Source organism: Mycobacterium sp. E3305 (assembly GCF_001666785.1).
Taxonomy (GTDB): Bacteria; Actinomycetota; Actinomycetes; order Mycobacteriales; family Mycobacteriaceae; genus Mycobacterium.
The window spans coordinates 14,166-36,345 of the sequence record NZ_LZJA01000012.1; the positions used below are offsets into that span (position 1 = coordinate 14,166).

Annotated in this window: 23 protein-coding genes and 1 pseudogene; 6 read left to right on the forward strand and 18 right to left on the reverse strand. The window is 69.9% G+C overall.

Translation table 11 applies throughout. The features are described 5' to 3' along the window. Window positions 1-2: 2 nt before the first annotated feature. Genes A5701_RS01570 through carD form a run of 6 tightly spaced genes read right to left on the reverse strand, consistent with a single transcriptional unit; the run spans window position 3 to window position 5,044 of the window. Entirely contained in the window at window positions 3-980 is a 978-nt protein-coding gene (locus A5701_RS01570; protein ID WP_082954848.1) for a glycerophosphodiester phosphodiesterase, read from the reverse strand. A 5-nt stretch (window positions 981-985) separates the two neighbouring features. Then, window positions 986-1,918 (reverse strand): 23S rRNA (guanosine(2251)-2'-O)-methyltransferase RlmB, encoded by a 933-nt coding sequence (gene rlmB, locus A5701_RS01575; protein WP_067747807.1) that lies wholly within the window; start codon window positions 1,916-1,918, stop codon window positions 986-988. Next, window positions 1,919-3,328: a cysteine--tRNA ligase gene (gene cysS, locus A5701_RS01580; RefSeq protein ID WP_067747809.1), complete on the reverse strand. Its 1,410-nt coding sequence runs from the start codon at window positions 3,326-3,328 to the stop codon at window positions 1,919-1,921. Between the two features lie 48 nt (window positions 3,329-3,376). Beyond that, window positions 3,377-3,856: a 2-C-methyl-D-erythritol 2,4-cyclodiphosphate synthase gene (gene ispF / locus A5701_RS01585; RefSeq protein ID WP_067747811.1), complete on the reverse strand. Its 480-nt coding sequence runs from the start codon at window positions 3,854-3,856 to the stop codon at window positions 3,377-3,379. Continuing rightward, window positions 3,853-4,539 carry a 2-C-methyl-D-erythritol 4-phosphate cytidylyltransferase gene (gene ispD, locus A5701_RS01590; RefSeq protein ID WP_067747813.1) on the reverse strand — a complete coding sequence of 229 codons (687 nt, stop codon included), beginning with the start codon at window positions 4,537-4,539 and terminating at the stop codon, window positions 3,853-3,855. Before ispD ends, ispF begins: the two co-directional genes overlap by 4 nt. A gap of 16 nt (window positions 4,540-4,555) precedes the next feature. Continuing rightward, entirely contained in the window at window positions 4,556-5,044 is a 489-nt protein-coding gene (carD, locus tag A5701_RS01595) for an RNA polymerase-binding transcription factor CarD (RefSeq protein WP_003419482.1), read from the reverse strand. Between the two features lie 297 nt (window positions 5,045-5,341). Between carD and A5701_RS01600 the strand changes: the two genes are divergently transcribed. Genes A5701_RS01600 through disA form a run of 3 tightly spaced genes read left to right on the forward strand, consistent with a single transcriptional unit; the run spans window position 5,342 to window position 8,468 of the window. Continuing rightward, the gene (locus A5701_RS01600; RefSeq protein ID WP_067747815.1) at window positions 5,342-5,908 is read left to right on the forward strand and encodes a hypothetical protein; all 567 of its coding nucleotides are present in this window, start codon (window positions 5,342-5,344) and stop codon (window positions 5,906-5,908) included. Window positions 5,909-5,967: 59 nt separating this feature from the next. Further along, window positions 5,968-7,398 (forward strand): DNA repair protein RadA, encoded by a 1,431-nt coding sequence (gene radA, locus A5701_RS01605; RefSeq protein WP_067747817.1) that lies wholly within the window; start codon window positions 5,968-5,970, stop codon window positions 7,396-7,398. After that, window positions 7,395-8,468 carry a DNA integrity scanning diadenylate cyclase DisA gene (disA, locus tag A5701_RS01610; RefSeq protein ID WP_067747821.1) on the forward strand — a complete coding sequence of 358 codons (1,074 nt, stop codon included), beginning with the start codon at window positions 7,395-7,397 and terminating at the stop codon, window positions 8,466-8,468. Before radA ends, disA begins: the two co-directional genes overlap by 4 nt. On the opposite strand, the gene A5701_RS01615 is transcribed toward disA, so the two are convergent. Then, window positions 8,465-9,268, reverse strand: a complete 804-nt coding sequence (locus A5701_RS01615) for a hypothetical protein (protein WP_156669863.1) — start codon at window positions 9,266-9,268, stop codon at window positions 8,465-8,467. The genes disA and A5701_RS01615 overlap by 4 nt on opposite strands. A gap of 102 nt (window positions 9,269-9,370) precedes the next feature. Continuing rightward, window positions 9,371-9,988: a carbonic anhydrase gene (locus tag A5701_RS01620; RefSeq protein ID WP_067747827.1), complete on the reverse strand. Its 618-nt coding sequence runs from the start codon at window positions 9,986-9,988 to the stop codon at window positions 9,371-9,373. Here A5701_RS01620 and A5701_RS01625 point away from each other — a divergent pair. Continuing rightward, a complete protein-coding gene (locus A5701_RS01625; protein WP_067747829.1) occupies window positions 9,987-10,898 on the forward strand; it encodes an A/G-specific adenine glycosylase in 912 nt (303 codons plus the stop codon). The two genes, A5701_RS01620 and A5701_RS01625, sit on opposite strands and share 2 nt — an antisense overlap. Before the next feature lie 9 nt (window positions 10,899-10,907). On the opposite strand, the gene A5701_RS01630 is transcribed toward A5701_RS01625, so the two are convergent. From A5701_RS01630 to A5701_RS01665, 8 genes are all read right to left on the reverse strand, one after another. Beyond that, complete coding sequence (locus tag A5701_RS01630) at window positions 10,908-12,386, reverse strand: NADH-quinone oxidoreductase subunit C (protein ID WP_067747831.1); 1,479 nt, start codon at window positions 12,384-12,386, stop codon at window positions 10,908-10,910. After that, entirely contained in the window at window positions 12,383-13,849 is a 1,467-nt protein-coding gene (locus A5701_RS01635; RefSeq protein ID WP_067747833.1) for a proton-conducting transporter membrane subunit, read from the reverse strand. The genes A5701_RS01630 and A5701_RS01635 overlap by 4 nt, the downstream gene beginning before the upstream one ends. Further along, a complete protein-coding gene (locus tag A5701_RS01640) occupies window positions 13,849-14,511 on the reverse strand; it encodes a hypothetical protein (protein ID WP_067747835.1) in 663 nt (220 codons plus the stop codon). Before A5701_RS01640 ends, A5701_RS01635 begins: the two co-directional genes overlap by 1 nt. Continuing rightward, window positions 14,508-15,458 carry a respiratory chain complex I subunit 1 family protein gene (locus tag A5701_RS01645; RefSeq protein ID WP_067747849.1) on the reverse strand — a complete coding sequence of 317 codons (951 nt, stop codon included), beginning with the start codon at window positions 15,456-15,458 and terminating at the stop codon, window positions 14,508-14,510. Before A5701_RS01645 ends, A5701_RS01640 begins: the two co-directional genes overlap by 4 nt. Window positions 15,459-15,463: 5 nt before the next feature. Then, window positions 15,464-17,371 (reverse strand): proton-conducting transporter membrane subunit, encoded by a 1,908-nt coding sequence (locus tag A5701_RS01650; RefSeq protein WP_231969229.1) that lies wholly within the window; start codon window positions 17,369-17,371, stop codon window positions 15,464-15,466. A gap of 65 nt (window positions 17,372-17,436) precedes the next feature. Further along, window positions 17,437-17,916 (reverse strand): NADH-quinone oxidoreductase subunit B family protein, encoded by a 480-nt coding sequence (locus A5701_RS01655; RefSeq protein WP_067747838.1) that lies wholly within the window; start codon window positions 17,914-17,916, stop codon window positions 17,437-17,439. 5 nt (window positions 17,917-17,921) lie between these two features. Further along, on the reverse strand, window positions 17,922-18,260 hold the full coding sequence (locus A5701_RS01660) for a lsr2/espR transcriptional regulator (RefSeq protein ID WP_104182682.1): 339 nt from the start codon (window positions 18,258-18,260) through the stop codon (window positions 17,922-17,924). 95 nt (window positions 18,261-18,355) lie between these two features. Then, the gene (locus A5701_RS01665; protein WP_067747842.1) at window positions 18,356-19,114 is read right to left on the reverse strand and encodes an alpha/beta fold hydrolase; all 759 of its coding nucleotides are present in this window, start codon (window positions 19,112-19,114) and stop codon (window positions 18,356-18,358) included. 63 nt (window positions 19,115-19,177) lie between these two features. On the opposite strand from A5701_RS01665, the gene mhuD reads away from it, so the two are divergent. Together mhuD and A5701_RS01675 are read left to right on the forward strand one after the other, a co-directional pair. Further along, a complete protein-coding gene (gene mhuD, locus A5701_RS01670) occupies window positions 19,178-19,498 on the forward strand; it encodes a mycobilin-forming heme oxygenase MhuD (protein ID WP_067282414.1) in 321 nt (106 codons plus the stop codon). Continuing rightward, window positions 19,473-20,837 (forward strand): serine hydrolase, encoded by a 1,365-nt coding sequence (locus A5701_RS01675; RefSeq protein WP_067747844.1) that lies wholly within the window; start codon window positions 19,473-19,475, stop codon window positions 20,835-20,837. The genes mhuD and A5701_RS01675 overlap by 26 nt, the downstream gene beginning before the upstream one ends. Window positions 20,838-20,857: 20 nt before the next feature. Here A5701_RS01675 and A5701_RS01680 read toward each other — a convergent pair whose 3' ends face one another. After that, entirely contained in the window at window positions 20,858-21,841 is a 984-nt protein-coding gene (locus A5701_RS01680) for an alpha/beta fold hydrolase (protein ID WP_231972745.1), read from the reverse strand. A 189-nt stretch (window positions 21,842-22,030) separates the two neighbouring features. Then, a pseudogene (locus tag A5701_RS28675) lies at window positions 22,031-22,114 on the reverse strand (hypothetical protein); the annotation flags it as partial. Window positions 22,115-22,180 lie beyond the last annotated feature (66 nt).

Below are 22,180 nucleotides of genomic sequence, written 5' to 3' on the forward strand. Positions count from 1 at the left end.
CGCTAAGTCCGGTGGTAGGCGGGCGGCAGCGGCATCCCGAGTTCGGTCAGCACGCGGCGCAACAGCGTCGGGTAGTCGGTGATGAGCCCGTCGACCCCGTCGGCGATCAGTTCGCGCATGGTGGCCGCATCGTCGACCGTCCACGGGATCACCTGCAGCCCAAGCGCATGCGCGCGATCGACGTAGGACCCGCCGGTGACCAGCTGGTACCGGGGCGAGACGATGTCCGCGCCCACCAGCTTCGCCCCGACCATCGGGTCACCTATGGCGGCGGGGTTCTCACCCGCCGGCCACGGCGAACCGGGCGCCCAGGTCTCTTCGTTGTACAACGCCACCAACGGGATCGACGGCTCGGCCCGGCGAACCAACGGCAGGGTCCGCCAGTCGAAGCTCTGGATCTCCACCTGGCCGACCTTGCCGGCCGAGCGCACGGCGGCCAGTATCACGTCGACGAACTGTTGGGGCTCGGCCGAAGTCCCGGGGTGGTCGGCCGCCACCTTCGTCTCGATGTTGTAGCGAACCGCGGCGTGGTAGGAATCGGCAAGCGCAAACACCTCCGGTAGGACGGCTATCTTGTTGCCCCGCACCACCTCGGCGTCGGGAAACTCGGCCAGCCGGCGTCCGCAGTCCAGGGTGCGGATCTGGGACACAGTGAGCTCGTGCACCAACTTTCCGACGTAGGGGTACTGCGGATCACCGGCGAACGCGGGGCCGGTGTCGGCGCACTTCTCTGCGTCGATCGTCGGGTCGTGCCACACCAGCGGTTGCCCGTCTCGGGTGATGTTGATGTCGAGTTCGAGTGTGCTGACGCCCAATTCGAGCGATTTCGCGAAGGCCCGCAGCGACTCCTCGGTGGTCTCGCCTCGGCCGCCGCGGTGGGCCTGCAGGTCGAATCCGTCGACTTGGGCGGCCGCCGCGGGCGACGCGAGGAGACCGACCACGGCCAGGACCGCGCCGAGGCGCGCGGGCCAGCGGCGCACTGGAGTTAAACCCTGCGCTGCCGGGCGATCTCGGCGAGCACCACCCCGGCGGCCACCGAGGCGTTCAGCGATTCGGCGTGCCCGGCCATCGGGATGGACACGACTTCGTCGCAGTTCTGCCGCACCAGCCGCGACAGTCCCTTGCCCTCCGAGCCGACGACCACCACCAGCGGGTCGGCGCCGTCCAGGTCGTCGACCACGGTGTCGCCTTCGGCGTCCAGGCCGATAACCCGGATCCCGCGGTCGGCCCAATCCTTCAGCGTCCTGGTGAGATTGGTGGCCCTAGCCACCGGGATGCGGGCCGCGGCTCCCGCGCTGGTGCGCCAGGCGACCGCCGTCACCGACGCCGAACGCCGCTGCGGGATCAGCACGCCGTGTCCGCCGAACGCCGCGACCGAACGCACGATCGCGCCCAGGTTGCGCGGATCGGAGATGTTGTCCAACGCCACCAGCAGCGCGGGCGGGGAGTTGATCGCGGTCGCCAACAGGTCGTCCGGGTGGGCGTAGTTGTACGGCGGGACCTGCAGCGCGATGCCCTGATGCAGGTGGTTGCTCGTCATCCGGTCCAGGTCGGCGCGCGGCACCTCGAGGATCGAGATGCCCGAATCCGCTGCGCGGGCGACGGACTCGGTGACCCGCTCGTCCGCGTCGGTGCCCAGGGCCACGTAGAGCGCCGTCGCCGGGACGCCGGCGCGCAGGCACTCCAGCACCGGGTTGCGGCCGAGCACCGTTTCCGTCTCGTCGGTGGGCCGCTTGGTGGGACGCCGCGCCGGCGACTGGGCGCGCTTGGCGGCGGGATGGTTGGGTCGCAGGTGCGCCGGGGGTGTCGGACCGCGCCCCTCCAGCGCGCGCCGGCGCTGGCCGCCCGAGCCCACGGTGGGCCCCTTCTTGGTGCCCGCCTTGCGTATTGCGCCGCGCCGGCGCGAATTGCCGGCCATTTACGGGGTCTGACCTGCCTGCAGCGACCACTGCGGCCCGTCGGCGGTGTCGGTGACCTCGATGCCGGCGAGCTTCAGCCGGTCCCTAATCTCGTCGGCGAGCGCCCAATTGCGTTGCTCGCGGGCCTTTTCCCGATTCTCCAGTTCGGCCCGCACCAGCACCTCGACCGCGGCGAGCGCGGCCGACGTCTCGTCGCGGGTTTCCCAGCGCTCGTCGAGCGGGTCGCAGCCGAGGATCCCCATCATGGCGCGGATCGACCGGGCGTGTTGCAGGGCCCCGTCGTGGTCGCCGGAGTCGAGGGCCCGGTTGCCCTCGGCCCGGGCGTGGTGCACCTCGGCCAGTGCTGCCGGGACCGCCAAGTCGTCGTCGAGCGCCTCGGCGAACCGCGAAGTCCACTCGCCCGGCTCGACGCCGCCGACCCGAACGCGGACACGGTGCAGGAATTCCTCAACGCCCACATAGGCTTTCACCGCGTCCTGTAGGGCGGTGTCGGAGAATTCCAGCATCGAGCGGTAGTGCGCGCTGCCCAGGTAGTAGCGCAGCTCCGCCGGCCGGACGCGCTGCAGCAACGCCGGGATGGCCAGCACGTTGCCCAGCGACTTGCTCATCTTCTCGCCGCCCATGGTGACCCAGCCGTTGTGCAGCCAGTAGCGGGCGAATCCGTCGCCGGCGGCGCGGCTCTGCGCGATCTCGTTCTCGTGGTGCGGGAAAATCAAATCCATGCCGCCGCAATGGATGTCGAATTCGGGCCCCAGATAGGTGCGTGCCATCGCCGAGCATTCCAGGTGCCAGCCCGGACGCCCGCGGCCCCAGGGCGAGGGCCACGACGGCTCGCCGGGCTTCTCGCCCTTCCAGAGGGTGAAGTCACGCTGGTCACGCTTGCCGGTCGCCACGCCCTCGCCCTGATGGACGTCGTCGACCTTGTGCCCCGACAGTTGCCCGTACTCGGGATAGCTCAGCACGTCGAAGTAGACGTCCCCGCTCGCCGCGTAAGCGTGGCCGGTTTCGATCAGGCGGTCCATTAATTCGACCATCTGGGTGATGTGCCCGGTGGCGCGGGGTTCCGCGGACGGCGGCAGCACGTCCAGGGCGTCGTAGGCGGCGCTGAACGCGCGCTCGTAGGTGGCCGCCCACTCCCACCACGGCCGGTCCGCCGCCGCGGCCTTGGCCAGGATCTTGTCCTCGATGTCGGTGACGTTGCGGATGAACGCGACGTCACAGCCGCGCGCCATCAGCCAGCGGCGCAGGATGTCGAAGGCCACGCCGCTGCGGACATGGCCGATGTGCGGCAGGCCCTGGACGGTGGCGCCACACAGGTAGATGGAGACGTGGCCCTCGCGCAGCGGGACGAAATCACGCACGGCGCCGGCTGCCGTGTCGTGTAGCCGCAAGCGGGCGCGATCGGTCACGACGTGCCAGCTTACCGGGTGGTTCGCCGTCGCCCGGCGCTGCGCGCCCTAGCCGCCGGGGACGACCAACGCGGTGGCAATGGCGGCGCGGCCCTCACCGCGACCCGTCAGGCCCAGCCCGTCGGTCGTCGTCGCCGACACCGAGACCGGTGCCCCCAGCAGCTCCGAGAGCACGCGCTGCGCCTCGGCGCGCCGCGGACCGACTCTCGGCTGGTTGCCGACCAGCTGGACGGCGGCGTTTCCGACGCGGAAACCGTCTCGCGTCACCAACTCGGCGACGTGGCGCAGCATGTCGGCACCGCTGACGCCCTTCCACCGCGGCTGGTCGACTCCGAACACGGCGCCGATGTCGCCCAGACCGGCGGCCGACAACAGCGCGTCGCACAGCGCGTGCGCGCCCACGTCGCCGTCGGAGTGGCCGGCGCAGCCGTCGGCGTCGGGGAAGAGCAGGCCCACCAGCCAGCAGGGCCGGCCCGGCTCGATCGGGTGCACGTCGACGCCCAGCCCGACGCGCGGCACGCCGTTCACCGGCGCACGATCGCTTCGGCCAGCACCAGGTCGAGCGGAGTGGTGATCTTGAACGCCAGCGGGTCGCCGTCGACGACCTGGACCTGGCCCCCGACATGCTCGACGAGCGAAGCGTCGTCGGTGAACTCGGCCGTGCCGGCCCGTTGATACGCGCGCAGCAGCAGGTCGAGCGCGAAGCCCTGCGGGGTCTGCACGGCGCGCAGGCCGGCCCGCTCGGGCGTGCCCAGGACCACACCGTTGGCGTCCACGGCCTTGATGGTGTCATGCAGCGGCAGCGCGGGCACGACGGCGTCGTGCCCGGCCCGTAGGGCGTCCACCACGCGCAGGATCAGCGCGGGGGGTGTCAGGGCGCGGGCGGCGTCGTGCACCAGGACGAACTGGGGGTCACCGGCGACGGCCGCCAGCGCCAGGCTCACCGAGGTCGTGCGGTCGGCCCCGCCTGCGACGACCGTCGCCCGTTCGCCCAGGGATCGCTTGGCCTCGTCGACCATGGGCGCCGGGACGGCGACCACCACGTGGTCGACGACTTCGGAGGCCAGCAAACCGCCGACGGCGCGGTCCAGCAGGGTGCGCCCGTCAACCTCGCAAAATGCCTTCGGAATGCCGGCGCCGAGTCGTTCCCCCGACCCTGCGGCCGGAACCACTGCGACGACCGTGCCCGAGGAGTCGGTCCCCGTGACCACCGAAGCGTCAGGGCCTTCAGGAAGCGGCGGCCAGAACCTCGTCGAGGATGGTTTCCGCTTTGGCGTCGTCGGTGCTCTCGGCGAGGGCCAATTCACCGACCAGAATCTGGCGGGCCTTGGCCAGCATGCGCTTCTCACCGGCGGACAGGCCGCGTTCCTGGTCGCGACGCCACAGGTCGCGTACTACCTCGGCCACCTTGTTGACGTCACCGGAGGCCAGCTTCTCGAGGTTGGCCTTATACCGGCGCGACCAGTTGGTGGGCTCTTCGGTGTGGGGAGCGCGCAGAACCTGGAAGACCTTGTCGAGGCCTTCCTGGCCCACGACGTCGCGGACACCCACGTATTCGGCGTTCTCGGCAGGCACTCGAACTGTCAGGTCTCCCTGCGCCACCTTCAAGACGAGATATTCCTTTTGTTCCCCTTTGATGGTGCGGGTTTCAATCGCCTCGACTAACGCAGCACCGTGATGCGGGTAAACAACGGTGTCGCCGACCTTGAAGATCATCTGATTCGAGCCCCTTTCGTTACTTCAGTCTAACACGGCCGCCCAATCGCGCGCGGAGCAACGATGCAGGTCAGGGGCACAACACGCGCAGATTAGGGGTTGACAGGGGGAGCAGAACGTGCAGTGACGCACATTACCCCTGCCTTATTCCGGCCCTGAGAGCGGCCCCTGAGCGCCCCGACGGAGCACCGGATATGGCCTCCCTGGCTGGTCCCAAGCCCCGCGCTACCGCGCGCGAAACCTTCCTACTACTGTGCATAGTTGCATCCGTCGAACCGGCCCAGCAGGAGGCATTGAGTGAACCGCTTCGAGATCGGCCTCCCCCTCCGCGCGCCGGCGCTGACCATCCGGGCGTCGCTCGTCGGCCTCATCGCGGTGGTCGCGATGCTCCTCAGCGGCTGCGGGGCCGGCCAGGTCTCGCAGATGGCCGTGCAGGAGCCCGCGATCAACGGCAACAAGGTGACCATCAACAATGTGGCGCTGCGCGACATCCGCATGCAGGCGCCGCAGACGGGCGCCTTCGTGCAGCCCGGGCAGGCGGTGGACCTCCTGCTGGTGGCCATCAACCAGTCGCCGGACATGCCGGACAGGCTGGTGAGCATCACCAGCGACGTCGGCTCGGTGACCCTGAGCGGCGATGGTCGGCTGCCCCCGGGCGGCATGTTGTTGATCGGCACGCCGGAGGGCCAGAAGGTGGCGCCCGGCCCGATGGGCTCGAGCAACGCGGCCAAGGCGACCGTGATGCTGGCCAAGCCGATCAGCAACGGGTTGCTGTACAACTTCACGTTCAATTTCGAGAAGGCCGGTCAGGCCACGGTGCTGGTGCCGGTTTCGGCCGGGCTGGCCCCCGCGCAGCCAAGCTAGGCGGCGGCGACCGCCTGTCATAGCCGGGATTTGTCGTACCGGCTCGATACCGTCATGGCGTGGCAAATCCGCGCTCCCAATATCGCTGCTCCGAATGCCAGCACGTCACGGCGAAGTGGGTGGGCCGCTGCATGGAGTGCGGCACCTGGGGAGCGGTGGACGAGGTGCCGGTGCTGAGTGCGGTCGGCGGCCGTCGCGCGGCCGTCGCGGCCGCTTCGGCCTCGCGGCCGGTCCCGATCACTTCCGTCGAGCCCAACGCCAGCCGGCACCGCTCGACCGGGATCGGCGAGCTCGATCGGGTGCTCGGGGGCGGCGTGGTGCCCGGTTCGGTCACGCTGCTGGCGGGCGATCCGGGCGTGGGCAAGTCGACGCTGCTGCTCAAGGTGGCCCACCGCTGGGCGCTTTCGGGCCGGCGTGCGCTGTACATCTCCGGTGAGGAGTCGGCCGGGCAGATCCGGCTGCGCGCCGACCGGACCGGCTGCGGCGCCGACGAGGTCTACCTGGCCGCCGAATCCGACGTGCACACGGTGCTGGACCACATCGCGACGGTGCAGCCCGCGCTGGTGATCGTCGACTCCGTGCAAACCATGTCCACCACCGAGGCCGACGGCGTCGCCGGTGGCGTCACTCAGGTGCGCGCCGTCACCGCCGCCCTGACCGCGGCCGCGAAGGCCAACGGCGTCGCGCTGATCCTGGTCGGCCACGTCACCAAGGACGGGGCCATCGCGGGACCGCGCTCGCTGGAACACCTTGTCGACGTGGTGCTGCATTTCGAGGGTGACCGCAACGGGTCGCTGCGGATGGTTCGGGGCGTCAAGAACCGATTCGGCGGGGCCGACGAGGTTGGCTGTTTCCTGTTGCACGACAACGGGATCGAGGACGTGTCGGATCCGTCGAACCTCTTCCTCGATCAGCGGCCCGCGCCGGTCGCCGGGACCGCGATCACCGTGACGCTGGACGGCAAGCGACCGCTGATCGGGGAGGTGCAGGCGCTGCTCGCGACGCCGGGGGGCGGCTCGCCGCGCCGCGCCGTCAGCGGGATCGACCACTCCCGGGCGGCGATGATCAGCGCCGTGCTGGAGAAGCACGGCAGGCTGGCCGTCGGTGTCAACGACATCTACCTGTCCACCGTGGGCGGCATGCGGTTGACCGATCCCTCCTCGGATCTGGCCGTCGCGATGGCGCTGGCGTCGGCCTACGCCGACCTGCCGCTGCCGACGACCGCGGTGATGATCGGCGAGGTGGGGCTGGCGGGCGACCTGCGACGGGTCGGCGGCATGGAACGGCGGCTGGGCGAGGCCGCGCGTCAGGGGTTCAGCATCGCGCTCATCCCCGACGGCGACGACCCGCGGCGCGAGATCGTGCCGAATGGGATGCGGGCGCTGCGCGCACCGACCATCGCCGCGGCGCTGCAACACATGAAAGCCATCGCCCGGCCGCGCACTGGCTGGACGCAAAACGCCCCGGGGCCGCACAATGACACGCTGTGACTCGTCCGACACTGCGTGAGACCGTCGCCCGCCTTGCGCCGGGGACCGGGCTGCGCGACGGCCTGGAGCGCATCCTGCGCGGCCGCACCGGTGCGCTGATCGTCCTCGGCAACGACGAGAACGTCGAGGCCATCTGTGACGGCGGCTTCGCCCTCGACGTCCGGTACGCGCCGACCCGGCTGCGGGAGCTGGCGAAGATGGACGGCGCCGTGGTGCTGTCCACCGACGGCAGCCGCATCGTGCGGGCCAACGTGCAGCTGGTGCCGGATCCGTCGATACCTACCGACGAATCGGGAACGCGGCATCGCTCGGCGGAACGGGCGGCGATTCAGACCGGTTATCCGGTGATCTCGGTCAGCCATTCGATGAACATCGTGACCGTCTACGTGGGCGGTGAACGCCACGTGGTGGCCGATTCCGCGACCATCCTGTCCCGGGCCAACCAGGCGATCGCGACCCTGGAGCGGTACAAGACCAGGCTCGACGAGGTCAGCAGGCAGCTGTCGCTGGCCGAGATCGAGGACTTCGTCACGCTGCGCGACGTCATGACGGTGGTGCAGCGGCTCGAGCTGGTGCGGCGGATCGGCCTGGTGATCGACGACGACGTCGTCGAGCTGGGCACCGACGGGCGTCAGCTGCGGCTGCAGCTGGACGAGCTGCTGGGCGGCAACGACATCGCGCGGGAATTGACCGTCCGCGATTACCACGCCAGCCCGGAGCCGCTGTCCAAGGCGCAGATGACGGCGACCCTGGACGAGCTGGACTCGCTCTCGGACACCGAGCTGCTCGAACTAACCGCGCTGGCAAAGGTTTTCGGCTACCCGACCACCGCCGAGGCGCAGGACTCGGCGGTCAGCCCGCGCGGTTACCGTGCGCTGGCCAGCATCCCGCGGCTGCAGTTCGCCCACTCCGACCTACTGGTCCGATCGTTCGGGACGCTGCAGGGCCTGCTGGCTGCGAGCGCCGGCGACCTGCAATCGGTCGAGGGCATCGGCGCGATGTGGGCCCGCCACGTGCGCGAGGGACTGTCGCAGCTCGCGGAGTCGACTATCGCCGACCCGCTGAGTTAACCGGCGGGGACCGGGGCCGGTGGGGCCTCGGGCGGCGGCGCGGCCGCGGGCTGACCCGGCCCGGGCACCGGGCCCGGCGGCGGAGGCGGCTGGTTCATGATGAACGGCACCGGCTGCGAACGCAGATTGCCCAGCTGCACGACGAGGTTGTAGGTGCCCGGCCCGATCGCCGGCCGCGGCAGCGGGCAGTGCGGAGCCGACCCCATCCCCGTCCAGGTCACCGCGGTCGTCACCTGCTCGCCCGGCGTGAAGGTCTTGATCAGCGTCTCGTTGGACGGCGCGCAGTCCAGGTTCGACCACAGCCGCTTGTTGTCCAGCGAGTACACGTAGGCGGCCAGCACCGCGGCGCCGACGTCACGCTTGCACGACACCAGGCCGATGTTGGTGACGACCATGGTGAACTTCGGCTGATCACCGATGAAGTATTGCGGCGCATTGGTCAGGCCCTTGACGGCCAGCGTCGAATCGGGGCAGTCGTCGCCCTCTTTCAGCACCGGCGGCGGCTGCACCGCGGCGGTCGGGGTGGGCATCTCCGAGTTCTGCCCCTGTTGCGGCACCGGCGTGGGCTGCTCACCGGGCGCGATCGGCGGAGGCGCCTGCGGCGCAGGTGATCCCGGCTTGCTCTGAGCGGAATTGGGCTTGTCGGCACTGGCGGGCTTGGCGCCCGAGCTGTGTCCCATGAAGGCGATGACCGCGGCGACCACGATCCCTACGACGACGACCGCGACGCCCACGGCCAGGCCACGGCGCCGCCAATAGATCTCGGTGGGTAGCGGGCCACGCGGTTCCAGATCCAGCACGTTTGCAGCGTAGGCCCAGGTCACGTCGAGTTGCCTGACCCGCCCCGGCGTGTCGCGGGGTTTGCTGGCTGACGGCCGTGTTAGTGCCGGCCGCGCCGGAGCCTATTCGCCGATGTCCCCGACGTGGTCGACCAGCGCCGCGCGCCCGTCGGAAAGGTGATAGGTCGCGCCCGCCAGCGCCAGGGTGCCCGCCGCCACCCGCTCGGCGATCGCGCTCGAACGCGACACCAGCTGCGCGATCGTTTCGCGCACGTGCCGTTCCTCGAACTCGTCGACGCGACTGAGCCCGTCGCGGCGGCCCATCAGGATCGACGGCGCGACTCGCTCCACCACGTCCCGCACGAAACCGCCCGGGATCGCACCGTCGTTGATCGCGCCCAGCGCGGCCTTGACCGCACCGCAGCTGTCGTGACCCAGCACCACGATGAGCGGCACGTCCAGCACCGTCACCGCGAACTCGATGGAACCCAGCACCGCCGAGTCGATCGCCTGCCCGGCCGTGCGCACCACGAACATGTCGCCCAGGCCCTGGTCGAAAATGAGCTCGGCCGCCACCCGACTGTCGGCGCAACCGAACACGACAGCGGTGGGCTTCTGCCCTGCGGCCAGGCTGGCCCGGTGTTCGACACTCTGGCTGGGATGCTGCGGCTTTCCTGCGACGAATCGCTCGTTACCCTCTTTGAGTGCTTTCCACGCGGTTACGGGGCTGGTGTTAGGCATGGCTGACATCATGCCGCATCCGCGGGTGAACGGGCGGCCAAATATTCCGGGCGACGAGTTGCTCGAGTGGTACGAGCGATCCCGCCGCGATCTGCCTTGGCGTGAGCCCGGCGTGAGCGCGTGGCAGATCCTGGTCAGCGAGTTCATGCTGCAGCAGACGCCGGTGTCGCGGGTGCTGCCGATCTGGTCGGACTGGGTGCTGCGGTGGCCCACCCCGTCGGCCACCGCCGCCGCCAGCGCCGCCGACGTGCTGCGGGCGTGGGGCAAGCTGGGCTATCCGCGGCGGGCCAAGCGCCTGCACGAGTGCGCGACCGTTATCGCGCGCGACTACGGCGACGTGGTGCCCGAGGATGTCGACATCCTCCTGACGTTGCCGGGCATCGGCAGCTACACCGCGCGCGCCGTCGCCTGTTTCGCCTACCGGCAGTCGGTCCCGGTGGTGGACACCAACGTGCGCCGGGTGGTGGCCCGCGCCGTGCGCGGGCTGGCCGATGCCGGTTCGCCGTCGGCGGTGCGGGACATGGCCGACGTCGCTGCCCTGCTGCCCGCGGACGAAACGGCGCCGCGGTTCTCCGTCGCCCTGATGGAACTCGGCGCGACGGTGTGCACCGCGCGAACGCCGAGGTGCGGGTTGTGCCCGCTCACCCGGTGCGCGTGGCGCGACGCCGGCCATCCCCCGGCCCAGGGGCCGGCCCGGCGGGTGCAGACCTACGCGGGAACCGATCGGCAGGTCCGTGGCCGGCTGCTGGATGTGTTGCGCGCCAAGGACTCTCCGGTCACCCGGGCGGAGCTGGACGTGGCGTGGCTGACCGATACCGCCCAGCGCGACCGGGCACTGTTTTCGTTGCTGGCCGACGGCCTGGTGGCCCAGACGGCCGACGGCCGATTCGCCCTGGCGGGCGAGGCATAGTCGCGCCGATCAAAGGTCGTTGCCGGCGTAGGACTGGTTGAAGCTTTTGTTGGCCAGGGGGAAGTCGGGGACGATGGTGTCGGCCATCGCGACCGGCAGCGCGGGCCAGTTGAACCACGACGGGTCGACGATCTTGGCGCGACTGATCCGGTGGGCGGCGTCGGTTTCGACACGGTGGACGATGGTGCCGCGCCAGCCCTCGACGATGCCGATGCCACTGCGGGGGCCGTCGGTCGCCGGCAAGCTCTTTGTGTATTCGATTGGGCCGCTGTGTGTTTCGATCAGATGGCAGGCGAGTTCGGTGGAAGCCGCGAATTCGTCGCGGCGCACCGTGTAGCGGGCCAGCACGTCCCCCTCGACGGCGTCGATCTCGGTGACGGGCAGTGCGGTGGTGGGGTGTTCGATTCGGGCGTCCGTGCGAAGGCCGCTGGCACGCGCGACATAGCCCAGGCATCCGAGCGCGTGAGCGTCCTGTTGGTGCAGGACGGCGGTCCCGGCGAAGCGGTCATACACCACGGTGTTGTGCAGGGTCAGCTCGGCGACCTCGACGACCGCGGCGGCGATGCGCCGCAACGCGCCCGAATCCGGCAGCGCCCGCAGCGCCACCCCACCCGGGCGCATCGCGCCGCGCAGCAGCCGGTGGCCGGTCACCGCGTCGTTGAGTCGCAGCAGTTGCTCGCGGATGCGTTGGGCGTGCGCGTGGGCGAGGCCGAAACCGACGTCGTTGGCGAGTGCGCCCAGATCGGCGGCGTGGTTGTAGAGCCGTTCGAGTTCGACGAGCAGCGCCCGCAGCCGGTGCGCCTCGTCGGGGAGTTCGACGCCGAGTGCGTCTTCGATGGCGAGGCAGTGGGCCAGCGCGTGCGCAACAGAGGTGTCGCCGCTGACCCGTTCGGACAATTCGACCGCTCCGCCGGCCGGCCGGCCCTCGAACAGCTTTTCCATCCCGCGGTGCACGAACCACAGTCTGGCCTTGAGGCGCAGCACGGTTTCCCCGGCGACGGAGAAGCGGAAGTGGCCCGGCTCGATCAGCCCCGCGTGCACGGGGCCAACCGGGATCTCGTATACACCAGGGCCCTCGACCGTGACGAACGGGAAGTGGCCGCTGGCATCGAGTTTGGGGGCCGGCGGCGCCGTGCGGCGCATCGGATACCATTCCTCCGGCCAGTGGGCATGACGCACCAGGCGGCGCGCTTTGGGATGGCCCACGCACCGGATGCCGTACAGGTCCGTCATTTCGCGCTCGAAGCGGCTGGCCGTAAACGACATATAGGCCAGCGATCGAATGGCCGGATCGTCTTTGGGCAGCACACATTCGAGTTCGACGCGGCGGTCCGGCCGGCCGGCGAGGAACAGATAGACGACCCGGTAGGCGGCGGAGTCGTCGTGGGCGGCGACCAGGGCCAAGCGGAATCCGTTGCCCAGCAGGTCTTCCGCCGAGGCCGCCAGCCCGTCCTGGGGTAGCCTGTGGCGCTGCCATTCGGCCCTCACCGCGCTCCCCCGACGTCGCTGGCGGCGGCGGTGAACAAGCCGGTGAGCGGACCGGCTGTGACGCCGAGGGCGATCGATGCGGCGATCCCGACGACGAGGGCGGCAGAAATCGTTCGGGGAACTGCGATTTCGCGTGCTTCGGTCGGGCGGCCCAACAGGATGCGGCCCGCGTTGCGCGCCAGCGCAGCGAAGGCGACCGCAACCAGCAACATGCCCGCGGCGAGCACCCAGGCCAGCCGCGCGTCGGCGAGTGATCGAACGATGGCCAGCTCGCTGGCGAACATGGCGAACGGCGGGAGGCCGAGCAGCACGATCACGCCGACGGCAATCGACACGCCGACGATCCGGGAGCGGCGCAGCACCGCGGCGATGTCGGCGATCGCGGTGGAGCCGTGCGCCGCCTGCAGCGGGCCGCTGGCCAAGAAGAGGACCGTCTTGCCGATCCCGTGTGCGAGGACGTGCAGCAGCAGAGCGGTGATGGCCAGCGAGGTCCCGGCCGCGGCGGCGATCGCGATCAAACCCATGTTCTCCATGGACGAGTAGGCGAGCATGCGCTTGAGGTCGGTCGTCACCGTGAGCATCAGAGCGGCGACCACCAGCGTCGCCAGCCCGATCACGAGCAGGCCCGAACGCATGAAAGCGGGTCCGGTGGCGGCGCCGATGATCGGCTTGAGGCGGATCAGTACCGAGAAGGCAACCGACAGCAACACGCCGCTCATCAGCGCGGAAACCGGTGCCGGGGCCTGGCTGTGGGCGTCGGCCAGCCAGGTGTGGAACGGAAACAACCCGGCCTTGGCGCCGTAACCGATGAGCAGCAGGCCGCCTGCCAACCGGGCGATGCCGGGATCGAGCCCGCCGGCGTGCGCCGCCAGCACGTCGAGGTTCAGCGCGGCGGCGGCCGGCGCACCGGCATGCTCGGCGGCGTAGTAGAGCAGCACGGTGCCGAGGAAGGCGACGGCGATGCCGACCGAACAGATCACGACGTACTTCCAGGTTGCTTCGAGCGCGCCGCGGGTGCGGCGGTGCCCGACCAGGAAGGCGGTGATCACCGTGGTCGCCTCGATCGCGATCCAGATGACGCCGATGTTGTTGGCGCACACCGCAACAACCATCGCCGCCAGGAAGCCGGCCGTGAGGGCTCCGTAAACCCGGGCACCGCGCGGGTCGGTGTGACCGTGCGCGAGTTCGGCGTCGAGGTAGCCGATGCTGGCCCAAGTGGCCAGTGTGGCAACGATTCCGATGACGATCAGCATCGTGACGGTGAGCGCATCGAGTCGCAGCAACCCGCCTAGGGCGAACCGGGTTCCGGACCCGACGCGGACGGCGAGCGCCGCGCCGCACGCGAGCACCGTCACCGCCGAGAGCACGATCAGTGTCGCGGTCGCCCGGCGCCATCCGGCAACCAGGACGGCGACCGAAGCACCGATCGGAGTGAGGATCGCGGCGAGCAACAAAGCGGTCATCAGTCGTGCAGCTCCTGTAACGCGTCAAGGTCGGCAGCACCGAAGGCGTGAGCCAACCGCCCCGTCAGGACTCCGATCACGAGGACCGCGAACAACACGTCCAGCGAGGCGCCGAGTTCGACGATCAGCGGCACCCCTGCGGTGAGCAGGAACGCGGTGGCGGCGATCCCGTTGTCCAGCATGAGGAATCCCGCTGCCTGCGACACGGCATGCCGCCGGGTGACCATGACGAGCAATGCGATCAGGACGACGGCGGTGGCGGCCGGGACCGCGGACGTGGTCGCGGCGGGCTGCAGGTTCACCAGGGGTTGGGTGGCGGCGAACGCGGCCAGCGTGAGCGCGGCCGTGATCAGCAGCGACGTGGCGGTGTTGATGACCGGGGTGGCTTCCCGGGGCGATCGTGACTCGGCGCCGCCCGCTCGGGCCAGCAGCCGCGGCAGCACCGCGACCCGCAGGGCCAGCACGGCCACCCCGACGCCAATGAGCGCGCCGTCCCGGTCATACGCCCCGCGCAGCAGGGGGATGGCCGCCAGCGCGGCACCCTGCCACGCCAGCAGCCGGATGATGGCGGTCAGGTCGCGCCGCCACACGATCAGCACCGCGGCCAACAGCAGCCCGCCGGCGGCGAGGTCGACCAGCACCGAGAACGTCCCATACGTCATGCCGGCACCACGAAGAAGTTGGCGGCGACGACCGCGAGTAACGCCAACAGGAACGATCCGGCCAGCAGTTCGGGTACCCGGAAGAGCCGCAGCTTGGCGACGAACACCTCGACGGTGGCCAGGGATCCGGCCAACACCGCGACCTTGCCCGCCACTGCGGCCAAGCCGACGGCGACGTCGACCGCGCCCGGTCGGCCGCCGGCAATACCCCAGGGGGCGAACAGGTTTGCCAGCAGCGCCAACAGCACGGTCAGCCGCATCCCGGCCGCCCACTCCACCAGGGCCAGCCGCGGGCCGGCATACTCCAGGACCATCGCCTCGTGCACCATCGTCAGCTCCAGGTGCGTGGCCGGGTTGTCCACCGGCAGCCGTCCGGTCTCGGCGACGATCACGATCACCAGTGCGGCGAAGGCCAGGACGGCGGCCAGCGACACCACCTGGCCCGGATGGGTGATCGTATGCGCCACCAGCGCACCGAGATTCGCCGACCCCGCCGGCATGGACAGGGCGAAGACCGCAAGCAAGATGGTGGGTTCGACGAGCGCGGCGATCGTGATTTCGCGGCTGGCGCCCATGCCGCCGAACGAGGTGCCGGTGTCGATGCCGGCCAGGGTGAGCGCGACGGTGCCGACGAACAGCAGTCCGACCACGGCGAACAGGTCAGCGCTGGCGTCCAGTGGCGACCCGGTGGCGACCAGCGGTGCGATCGCGGCGATCAGCAGCGTGGTTCCGGCGACGATCGCGGGCGCGGCGGCAAACAGCAAGGTCGTCCCACGTGGGGTGATCTGTTGCTTCCCAAGCTGTTTGACGATGTCACGCCAGGGCTGCAGGATTCCGGCGCCGGCGCGGCCCTCCCAGCGGGCGCGCACCTGCCGGGTCAGGCCGACCACCAGCGGCGCCCCGGCCATGACGGCGGCGATCTGGACCGCGCCCGCGACGTAGGACAAGACATTCACCGGGCCACCACCAGCACGACGAGCACGCCGAGCGCGCCGTAGGCCAGATAAAGGTGCACGCTGCCGGTGTGGGCGCGCCGGGCCACATCCGCCGCGACCTCGACGGCTCGGATCACCGGGGTATAGCAGCGTTCCTCGATGGCATCGACGATTCTGGTCCGGTAGGTGATTTTTTCGGCCAGATATTGCGATTCGGCGCTGTGCGTGACTTCGATGTCGGTGTCGGGGCGCAGGACGTCGTCGAACACCCGTTGCAACGGCTCGGCGAACGACGTTGCGGTGTACTGCATTCGCGCGGTGAGATCCTCCGCGCCGCAAGCCCACAGCGGCAACGTGGCGGCCGACGGGCGACGGCCGCGGCGCCAGAGCGTCAGCATCGCCGCGGTCACCGTGGCCACCACGACACCGACGGCGATCGCGCCCGGGGCGATCGACCCCTGCAGGCCGGGCAGCCGCACCACGGCCCCGAGACCGGTGAATCCGATTGCGCGGGCGGCCGGTAGCGCGGCGACCGCTTGGCGCAGCGCGGGTGCGATGACCGCGGGCGCCACCGCCATCGTCAGGCAGGCCGCCGCAGCGATTGCCATGGCGGCCAGCATCGTGGGTGGCGCCTCTCGGGCGTCCGCGGCCTGATCGGAACGCGGCCGCGCCAAGAACCCGATGCCGAACGCCTTGACCATCGCCGCCACGCCCAGACCCGTGGTGAGCGCGACCACCCCCACCGCCAGCGGCGTGGTCAACGCCAAGACGGCGGAATGCCCTCGGGCCGTGTGGATCAGCGACTGCACCAGCAGCCACTCGCTGACGAACCCGGCCCCCAGCGGCAGCCCTGACGCCCCGAGCGCGGCGACCGCGAACAGGCTGGTCGTCGCCGGCATCCGGCGGGCCAGGCCGCCCAGCCGGTCGAGGTCGCGCAGCCCGGTCGCGGCCAATACCGATCCCGCGGCGAGGAAACCGAGGCACTTGAAGGCCGCATGCGCAACGAGGTGCAGCATGGCCGCCGCGGTGGCGATCGCGGCCGGCCCGCTTGCGCCGGTGGCCGCGAACAGGGTGGCGGCGCCAAGGGCCAGCGTGATCAGCCCGAGGTTCTCGGTGGTCGAATAGGCAAGCAGCCGTTTGAGATCCGTGGCCACCGAGGCCTGCACCACGCCGTAGAGGGCCGACACCCCGCCGACGACCATCAGGGCCAGACCCCACCAGCGAGGCCCGGGCCCGAGCAGCTGCAAATCGAAGCGACAAACGCCGTAGACGCCGAGGTTGATCATCGCCGCGCTCATCAGCGCCGACACCGGGCTCGGCGCCTCCGGGTGGGCCCGAGGCAGCCAGGCGTGCAGCGGCACCAGGCCGGCCTTCGAGCCGAACCCCGCCAGCGTCAACAGGAACACCGCGGTCTGCGCGCCCTGCGGTATCCGGTGCAAGTCGGCGAACCGATCTGCGCCGCCCGCCGCCGTCAACACCATCAGGCCGACCAGAATCGCCACAAACCCCAACTGCGTCATCACCGCATACACCAACGCGGCGGAGCGAACCTGCGGGCGGGTGTGGTTCGCCAGCACCAGAACCAACGACGCCACCGCCATCAACTCCCACGCCAGCAGGAACGTGGTGATCGACGCCGCCGCGGGCACCAGCAGCATCGCCGCGATGAACACGGGCAACACCGCCAGCGTCACCGGGCCCACCCGCTCGCGCCGGGCATAGCCAATCGTGTACAGCCCGACCGCGACGGCGACCGCCCCCGTGAGCGCCATGAAGAACCCGCCCAGCGGATCGAGGCTCAATTGGACCCCGGCCAGCGGCAGCAACCAACCGATGCGGACGTCGCGCGCCGATCCGAACATCCCCACGGCGCCCGCCCATAACCCGCCAGCGCCCAGCAGCGAGGTCAGCAGGCCGGCCCAGATTGATCCGGAGCCGTTGCGGGCCAACGTGTTTGGCTCGGGCGCCGCTCGGGTCGCCAGCACTGCGGTCACCTGCCGGTCACCGACCGCAGCGCCGCGACGATCTGGCTCGGTGTCGGCGGGCATCCCGGGATCTCCACGTCCACCCCCACCATTTCGCCGACCGCGCCGGCCACGCCGTAGGCGTCGGCGAAGACCCCTCGGTTGATGGCACAGTCGCCACACGCGATCACCCGACGCGGCAAAGGGATCGCCTCGAGCGTGACACGCAGCGGGTCGGCCATGTTGTGCGTTACGACGCCGGTCACCAGGAGCGCATCCGCATGTCGCGGGGAGGCCACCAGGCGGGCGCCGAACCGCTCGGCGTCATAAACCGGCCCGAACGCGCCCGCGATCTCCACCTCGCACCCATTGCACGACCCCGCGTCGACGTGCCGGATCTGAAGTGAGCCGCGCACCCCGGCGGGCGGCGTGGTCACCGGCTCCGGCGCGGGTGGCGCGGGTTCGGCGATCCGGCCGACGCGCACGGCTTTGCTGATCCAGCCCATGCGCGCTACCCCGCGCCGCCGGCGCGCAGGCCTTCCAGCATCGCCACGCGGTCGCTGAGCACCCCGGTGAGCACCTTGCGCGCCACCATGAGCAGTTCGGCGATGTCCGGGGAGGCGATCGAGTAGATCATCGTGTTGCCGTCCCGCAGCGCGTCGACGACGCCGGCCCGGCGCAGGACGCCGAGCTGCTGCGAAAGGTTCGAAGCCTCGAGCCCCACCTCGGGCAACAGTTCGGCGACCGACTTCTCTCCCGTCACGAGCAGCTCCAGGATCCTGATTCGCGCGGGGTGCCCCAGCGTCTTGAAGAACTCCGCTTTGAGCTTGTAGAGCGGCTCCGTCACGATAAGTCTCCTGAAGGCAGCAAAGTTTCTAGGGTTTAACGATTGAAGAATTTATCATATAGTGCCGCGCTTCTCACCTCGGGCGGTCAGGCCCGAACTCAATCGCCGGCGAGGAATGACTCGACGGCGCCGCGATACACCTGCGGCGCTTCGTCGTGAACCAGATGCCCGGCTTCCGGAACCCTTAAATACTTTGCGACAGAGCTCATTTCGGCCATTTCTCGCATCTGCCCCGGCGGGGTGACCGAGTTGCCGGCCTCGATGAGCAGCGCCGGGGCGCGCACCGCCCGCCACTGCTCCCAGTAGTCGCGGGTGCCCCATTCGGCGGCGACCTCGATCCAGCGCGCGGGGTGCCCGTGCAGGCGCCAACCGGTGGCGGTGCGGTCGAAGGCCTCCAGAAAATACTGCCCGGCAACGGGGCCGAACTCGTCGTATACGCGCTGTGCGGAGTCGAATTCGACCGGCAGGGCGTGCAGCCACGGCTCCCAGGGGCCGGTCGTGCGCCCGCGGAAGTCCGGCGCCATGTCCTCGAGCACCAGCGCGGAAACCAGTTCCGGACGCTCCGCGGCCAGACACCACGAGTGCAGGGCACCCATGGAATGCCCGACCAGCGTGACCGGCGTGCCCAGCGCGCTCACCGCGTCGGCCAGGTCGGCCACGAACCGTTCGGTGCTGATCGGGTGTGGGTCGTCGACGCCGCGGCCCCGATGCCACAAGGCGTCGTAGGTGTACACCGCGCCCAGCGCGGTCAGCCACGGCAGCTGCCTCGACCACGTGGTGCCCCGGCCCATCAGGCCGTGCACCAGCACCAACGGCTCGCCCCGCCCGCCGCGGCAAGTCAGCAGATCACCGGCCATGTCACCATCCTGCGTGCCCCGCCCTGCAGTTGGACAGGCCGGGCGAAGGGGTAGCCTAGCGGCATGTCGCCAGTGGTGAAGATCAACGCAATCGAAGTACCCGCCGACGCCGGACCCGAGCTGGAGAAGCGGTTCGCACACCGGGCGCACGCGGTCGACAACCAGCCCGGCTTCCTCGGGTTTCAGTTGCTGCGCCCGATCAAGGGCGAGAACCGCTACTTCGTCGTGACCCAGTGGGAGTCCGAAGAGGCATTTCAGGCGTGGGCGCAGGGGCCCGCGATTCAGGCCCACGCCGGCGAGCGGGCCAACCCGGTGGCGACCGGGGCGTCGCTGCTGGAATTCGAGGTTGTGATGGACGTTGCCGGCAACAAGCAGGGTGGCTAGCGGGTTCTCGGCCCGGCGCCGCGCGGTGGCGTTGAGTGCCGCCGCCGCATTGGTAGTCACGTTCGCGCCCGGTTGCGCGACCTCCCCCTCACCGCAGGCGAACGCGGCCAATCCCGGGCGGCAGATCGACGTACGAACGCCACCCGGTATCCGGGCCCAGCAGACGCTGGACATGCTCAACTCGGACTGGCCCATCGGCCCGGTTGGGGTCGGCACGCTGGCCGCACCGGACATGGTCAAGTCGGTGCAGACCACGATGGAGGGCCTGTGGTGGGACCGCCCGTTCACCCTCGACGGCGTGGATCTGGGCGCCAGCAGGGCCACCCTGCACCTGACGTCGTCCTACGGTGCGCGCCAAGACATCCGGATACACACCGACGACGGCGGGTGGGTCGATCGGTTCGACCTCGAGACGCAGGCGCCGAAGATCGATTCGTGGCACGACATCGACGCGGTGTTGAGCAAGACGGGGGCCCGCTATTCCTACCAGGTCGCCAAGGTGGACAACGGGCACTGTGACCCCGTGGCTGGGACCAATACCACCGAATCCTTGCCGCTCGCTTCGATTTTCAAGCTGTACGTGCTGCACGCCGTGGCGGGCGCCATCAAGGACGGAACGATCTCCTGGGATGATCGGCTGACCGTCACCGACAAGAGCCGCGCGGTGGGCTCGTCCGGCTTGGCTCTGCCCGCCGGAGCGCAGGTTTCGGTCCGAACGGCCGCCGAGAAGATGATCGCGACCAGCGACAACATGGCCACCGACCTGTTGATCGGAAGGCTGGGCACCCACGCGATCGAGCAGGCGCTGGTCACGGCGGGCCACCACGACCCGGCGAGCATGACGCCGTTCCCCACGATGTACGAGCTGTTCTCGGTCGGCTGGGGCAAGCCGGACCTGCGCACTCAGTGGCAACACGGGTCACCGCAAGTCCGCGCCCAACTGCTTGCCCAGGCGAATGCGACTCCCTACGAACCGGATCCGACCCGCGCCCACACGCCGGCGTCGTCCTACGGTGCGGAGTGGTACGGCAACGCGGAGGACATCTGCCGGATCCACGCGGCGCTGCAGGCCGACGCCGTCGGCGCGGCCGCCCCCGTCAGGCAGATCCTCTCCGCGGTGTCGGGCATCCAGCTGGACCGCGACGTCTGGCCCTACATCGGCGCGAAAGCCGGTGGCCTGCCGGGTGATCTGACCTTCAGCTGGTACGCCGTCGATAAGACGCAGCAGCCGTACGTGGTCAGCTTTCAACTCAACTGGCCACGCGACCACGGGCCCAACGTGACCGGGTGGATGCTGCAGGTCGCCAAGCAGGCCTTCGCGCTGATCGCACCGCGCTGATCGTCACCGTCCAGCCGCCGCTAGCCGGCTTGCGACCCAGGGGACAGCTCTCCCACAACGGCGACGAGCGCGTCGGCGCCCTCCCAGTTCAGCAGATGGCCGGCGCCCGGCACCGTGACGAGCCGTGCGCCGGGTATCCCGGCGGCGAGCCGTCGAGAGTGAATGGGCGGGGTGCTGCGATCGGCTGAACCGACCATGACAACCGTCGGAATCGAAATCTCCCCCAGGCGGGGGTAACGGTCCTCCCGCCCGAACGCCCGCAGGATCGGCGTCAGGGGCCCATGCTCGCGCATGTGTTTGTCGAAGAACTCGATGAACACCGAAATCATTGCCGGGGAGGGGCTTTTCCCGCATTGCGCCGCGCCGAAAAGCACCCCGCCGACCCGCGTTCGCACCAGCCAGCCCATGAGCCCCGACCTCATCAGCGGGATTTGCAGCCTGTTTTGCGGCGCACCGTCGTTGATCCGGCCCGCCCATGTCGCGAACAACACCAATCCCCGCAGCCGGCCGGAGACGTCCTCGTGGTCGAGCACCGCACGGACGGCGACGAAGCCGCCCATGGAGTGGGCTACCAGGACGCCATCCTCGACGTCGAAGTGCCGCAGGATGGACGCATAGTCCTCGGCCATGGGCGCGGACCCCACGCCGGCCGAACCAAGCGTGGAGCTACCGTGTCCTCGTTGGTCGAAGGCGATGAGGCGGTAGCCCCGGGCCAACAGCTCATCCCAGACGATGTTCCACTCCCCAAGCGTGCCGCCGTAGCCGTGCGCGAAAACGACGGCGGGCCCCGCGCCGGCGGTGATGGCGCGCAGCACGGTCCCGTCGGCTCGGCTGATGAAGTGCTGCTCGCCGCGCTGTTCGGTGGCGAGGCGCTCACGAGGATAGGGATCGGGATTGTCCTCGATCCGCGCGACGACCGATTGGGCGGCATAGCGAGCGGCCAGGGCGAGAAGCCCGGACAGCGTTACGGCGCCGACCGGCTTCGTCAGGGCGCGGGTCACCACGGGCCGCCTCTCCGTCGAGCGGGATTTCGGAGACTGTCTTCGAACTATTGAGGCTCCCAGATCTTGCCCGGCCGGACAACACGTGGTTCACGACGCTTACGCAGTGGATGCGTTGCGACGCTGGCTGATTCCGGTGGCAACCGGTTACTCGTCGATACGTTGCCGGGAGCGACCGGCCCGGTAGGCGGGCTAGTTGTTGGATGGTGGTGGTTGGGGTTGGAAGGGTTGGTACCACCACCAGTCGGCGCGCTCGCCGGTGGGTCCCGGGTCAGGTTGCTGGATAGACGAATTCGTACGTTGTCAGAGCGGCTTTGCATGTCCCGGCGTGTCACGGCCCAG

Coding starts and splice junctions, on each gene's coding strand:
- mhuD (WP_067282414.1), top strand. CDS start 19,178: ATGTCGCCAGTGGTGAAGATCAACGCAATCGAAGTACCCGCCGACGCC.
- A5701_RS01635 (WP_067747833.1), bottom strand. CDS start 13,849: ATGACCGCTTTGTTGCTCGCCGCGATCCTCACTCCGATCGGTGCTTCG.
- rlmB (WP_067747807.1), bottom strand. CDS start 1,918: ATGGCCGGCAATTCGCGCCGGCGCGGCGCAATACGCAAGGCGGGCACC.
- carD (WP_003419482.1), bottom strand. CDS start 5,044: ATGATCTTCAAGGTCGGCGACACCGTTGTTTACCCGCATCACGGTGCT.
- A5701_RS01640 (WP_067747835.1), bottom strand. CDS start 14,511: ATGACGTATGGGACGTTCTCGGTGCTGGTCGACCTCGCCGCCGGCGGG.
- A5701_RS01620 (WP_067747827.1), bottom strand. CDS start 9,988: ATGCCTAACACCAGCCCCGTAACCGCGTGGAAAGCACTCAAAGAGGGT.
- A5701_RS01655 (WP_067747838.1), bottom strand. CDS start 17,916: ATGGGCTGGATCAGCAAAGCCGTGCGCGTCGGCCGGATCGCCGAACCC.
- A5701_RS01665 (WP_067747842.1), bottom strand. CDS start 19,114: ATGGCCGGTGATCTGCTGACTTGCCGCGGCGGGCGGGGCGAGCCGTTG.
- A5701_RS01625 (WP_067747829.1), top strand. CDS start 9,987: ATGGCTGACATCATGCCGCATCCGCGGGTGAACGGGCGGCCAAATATT.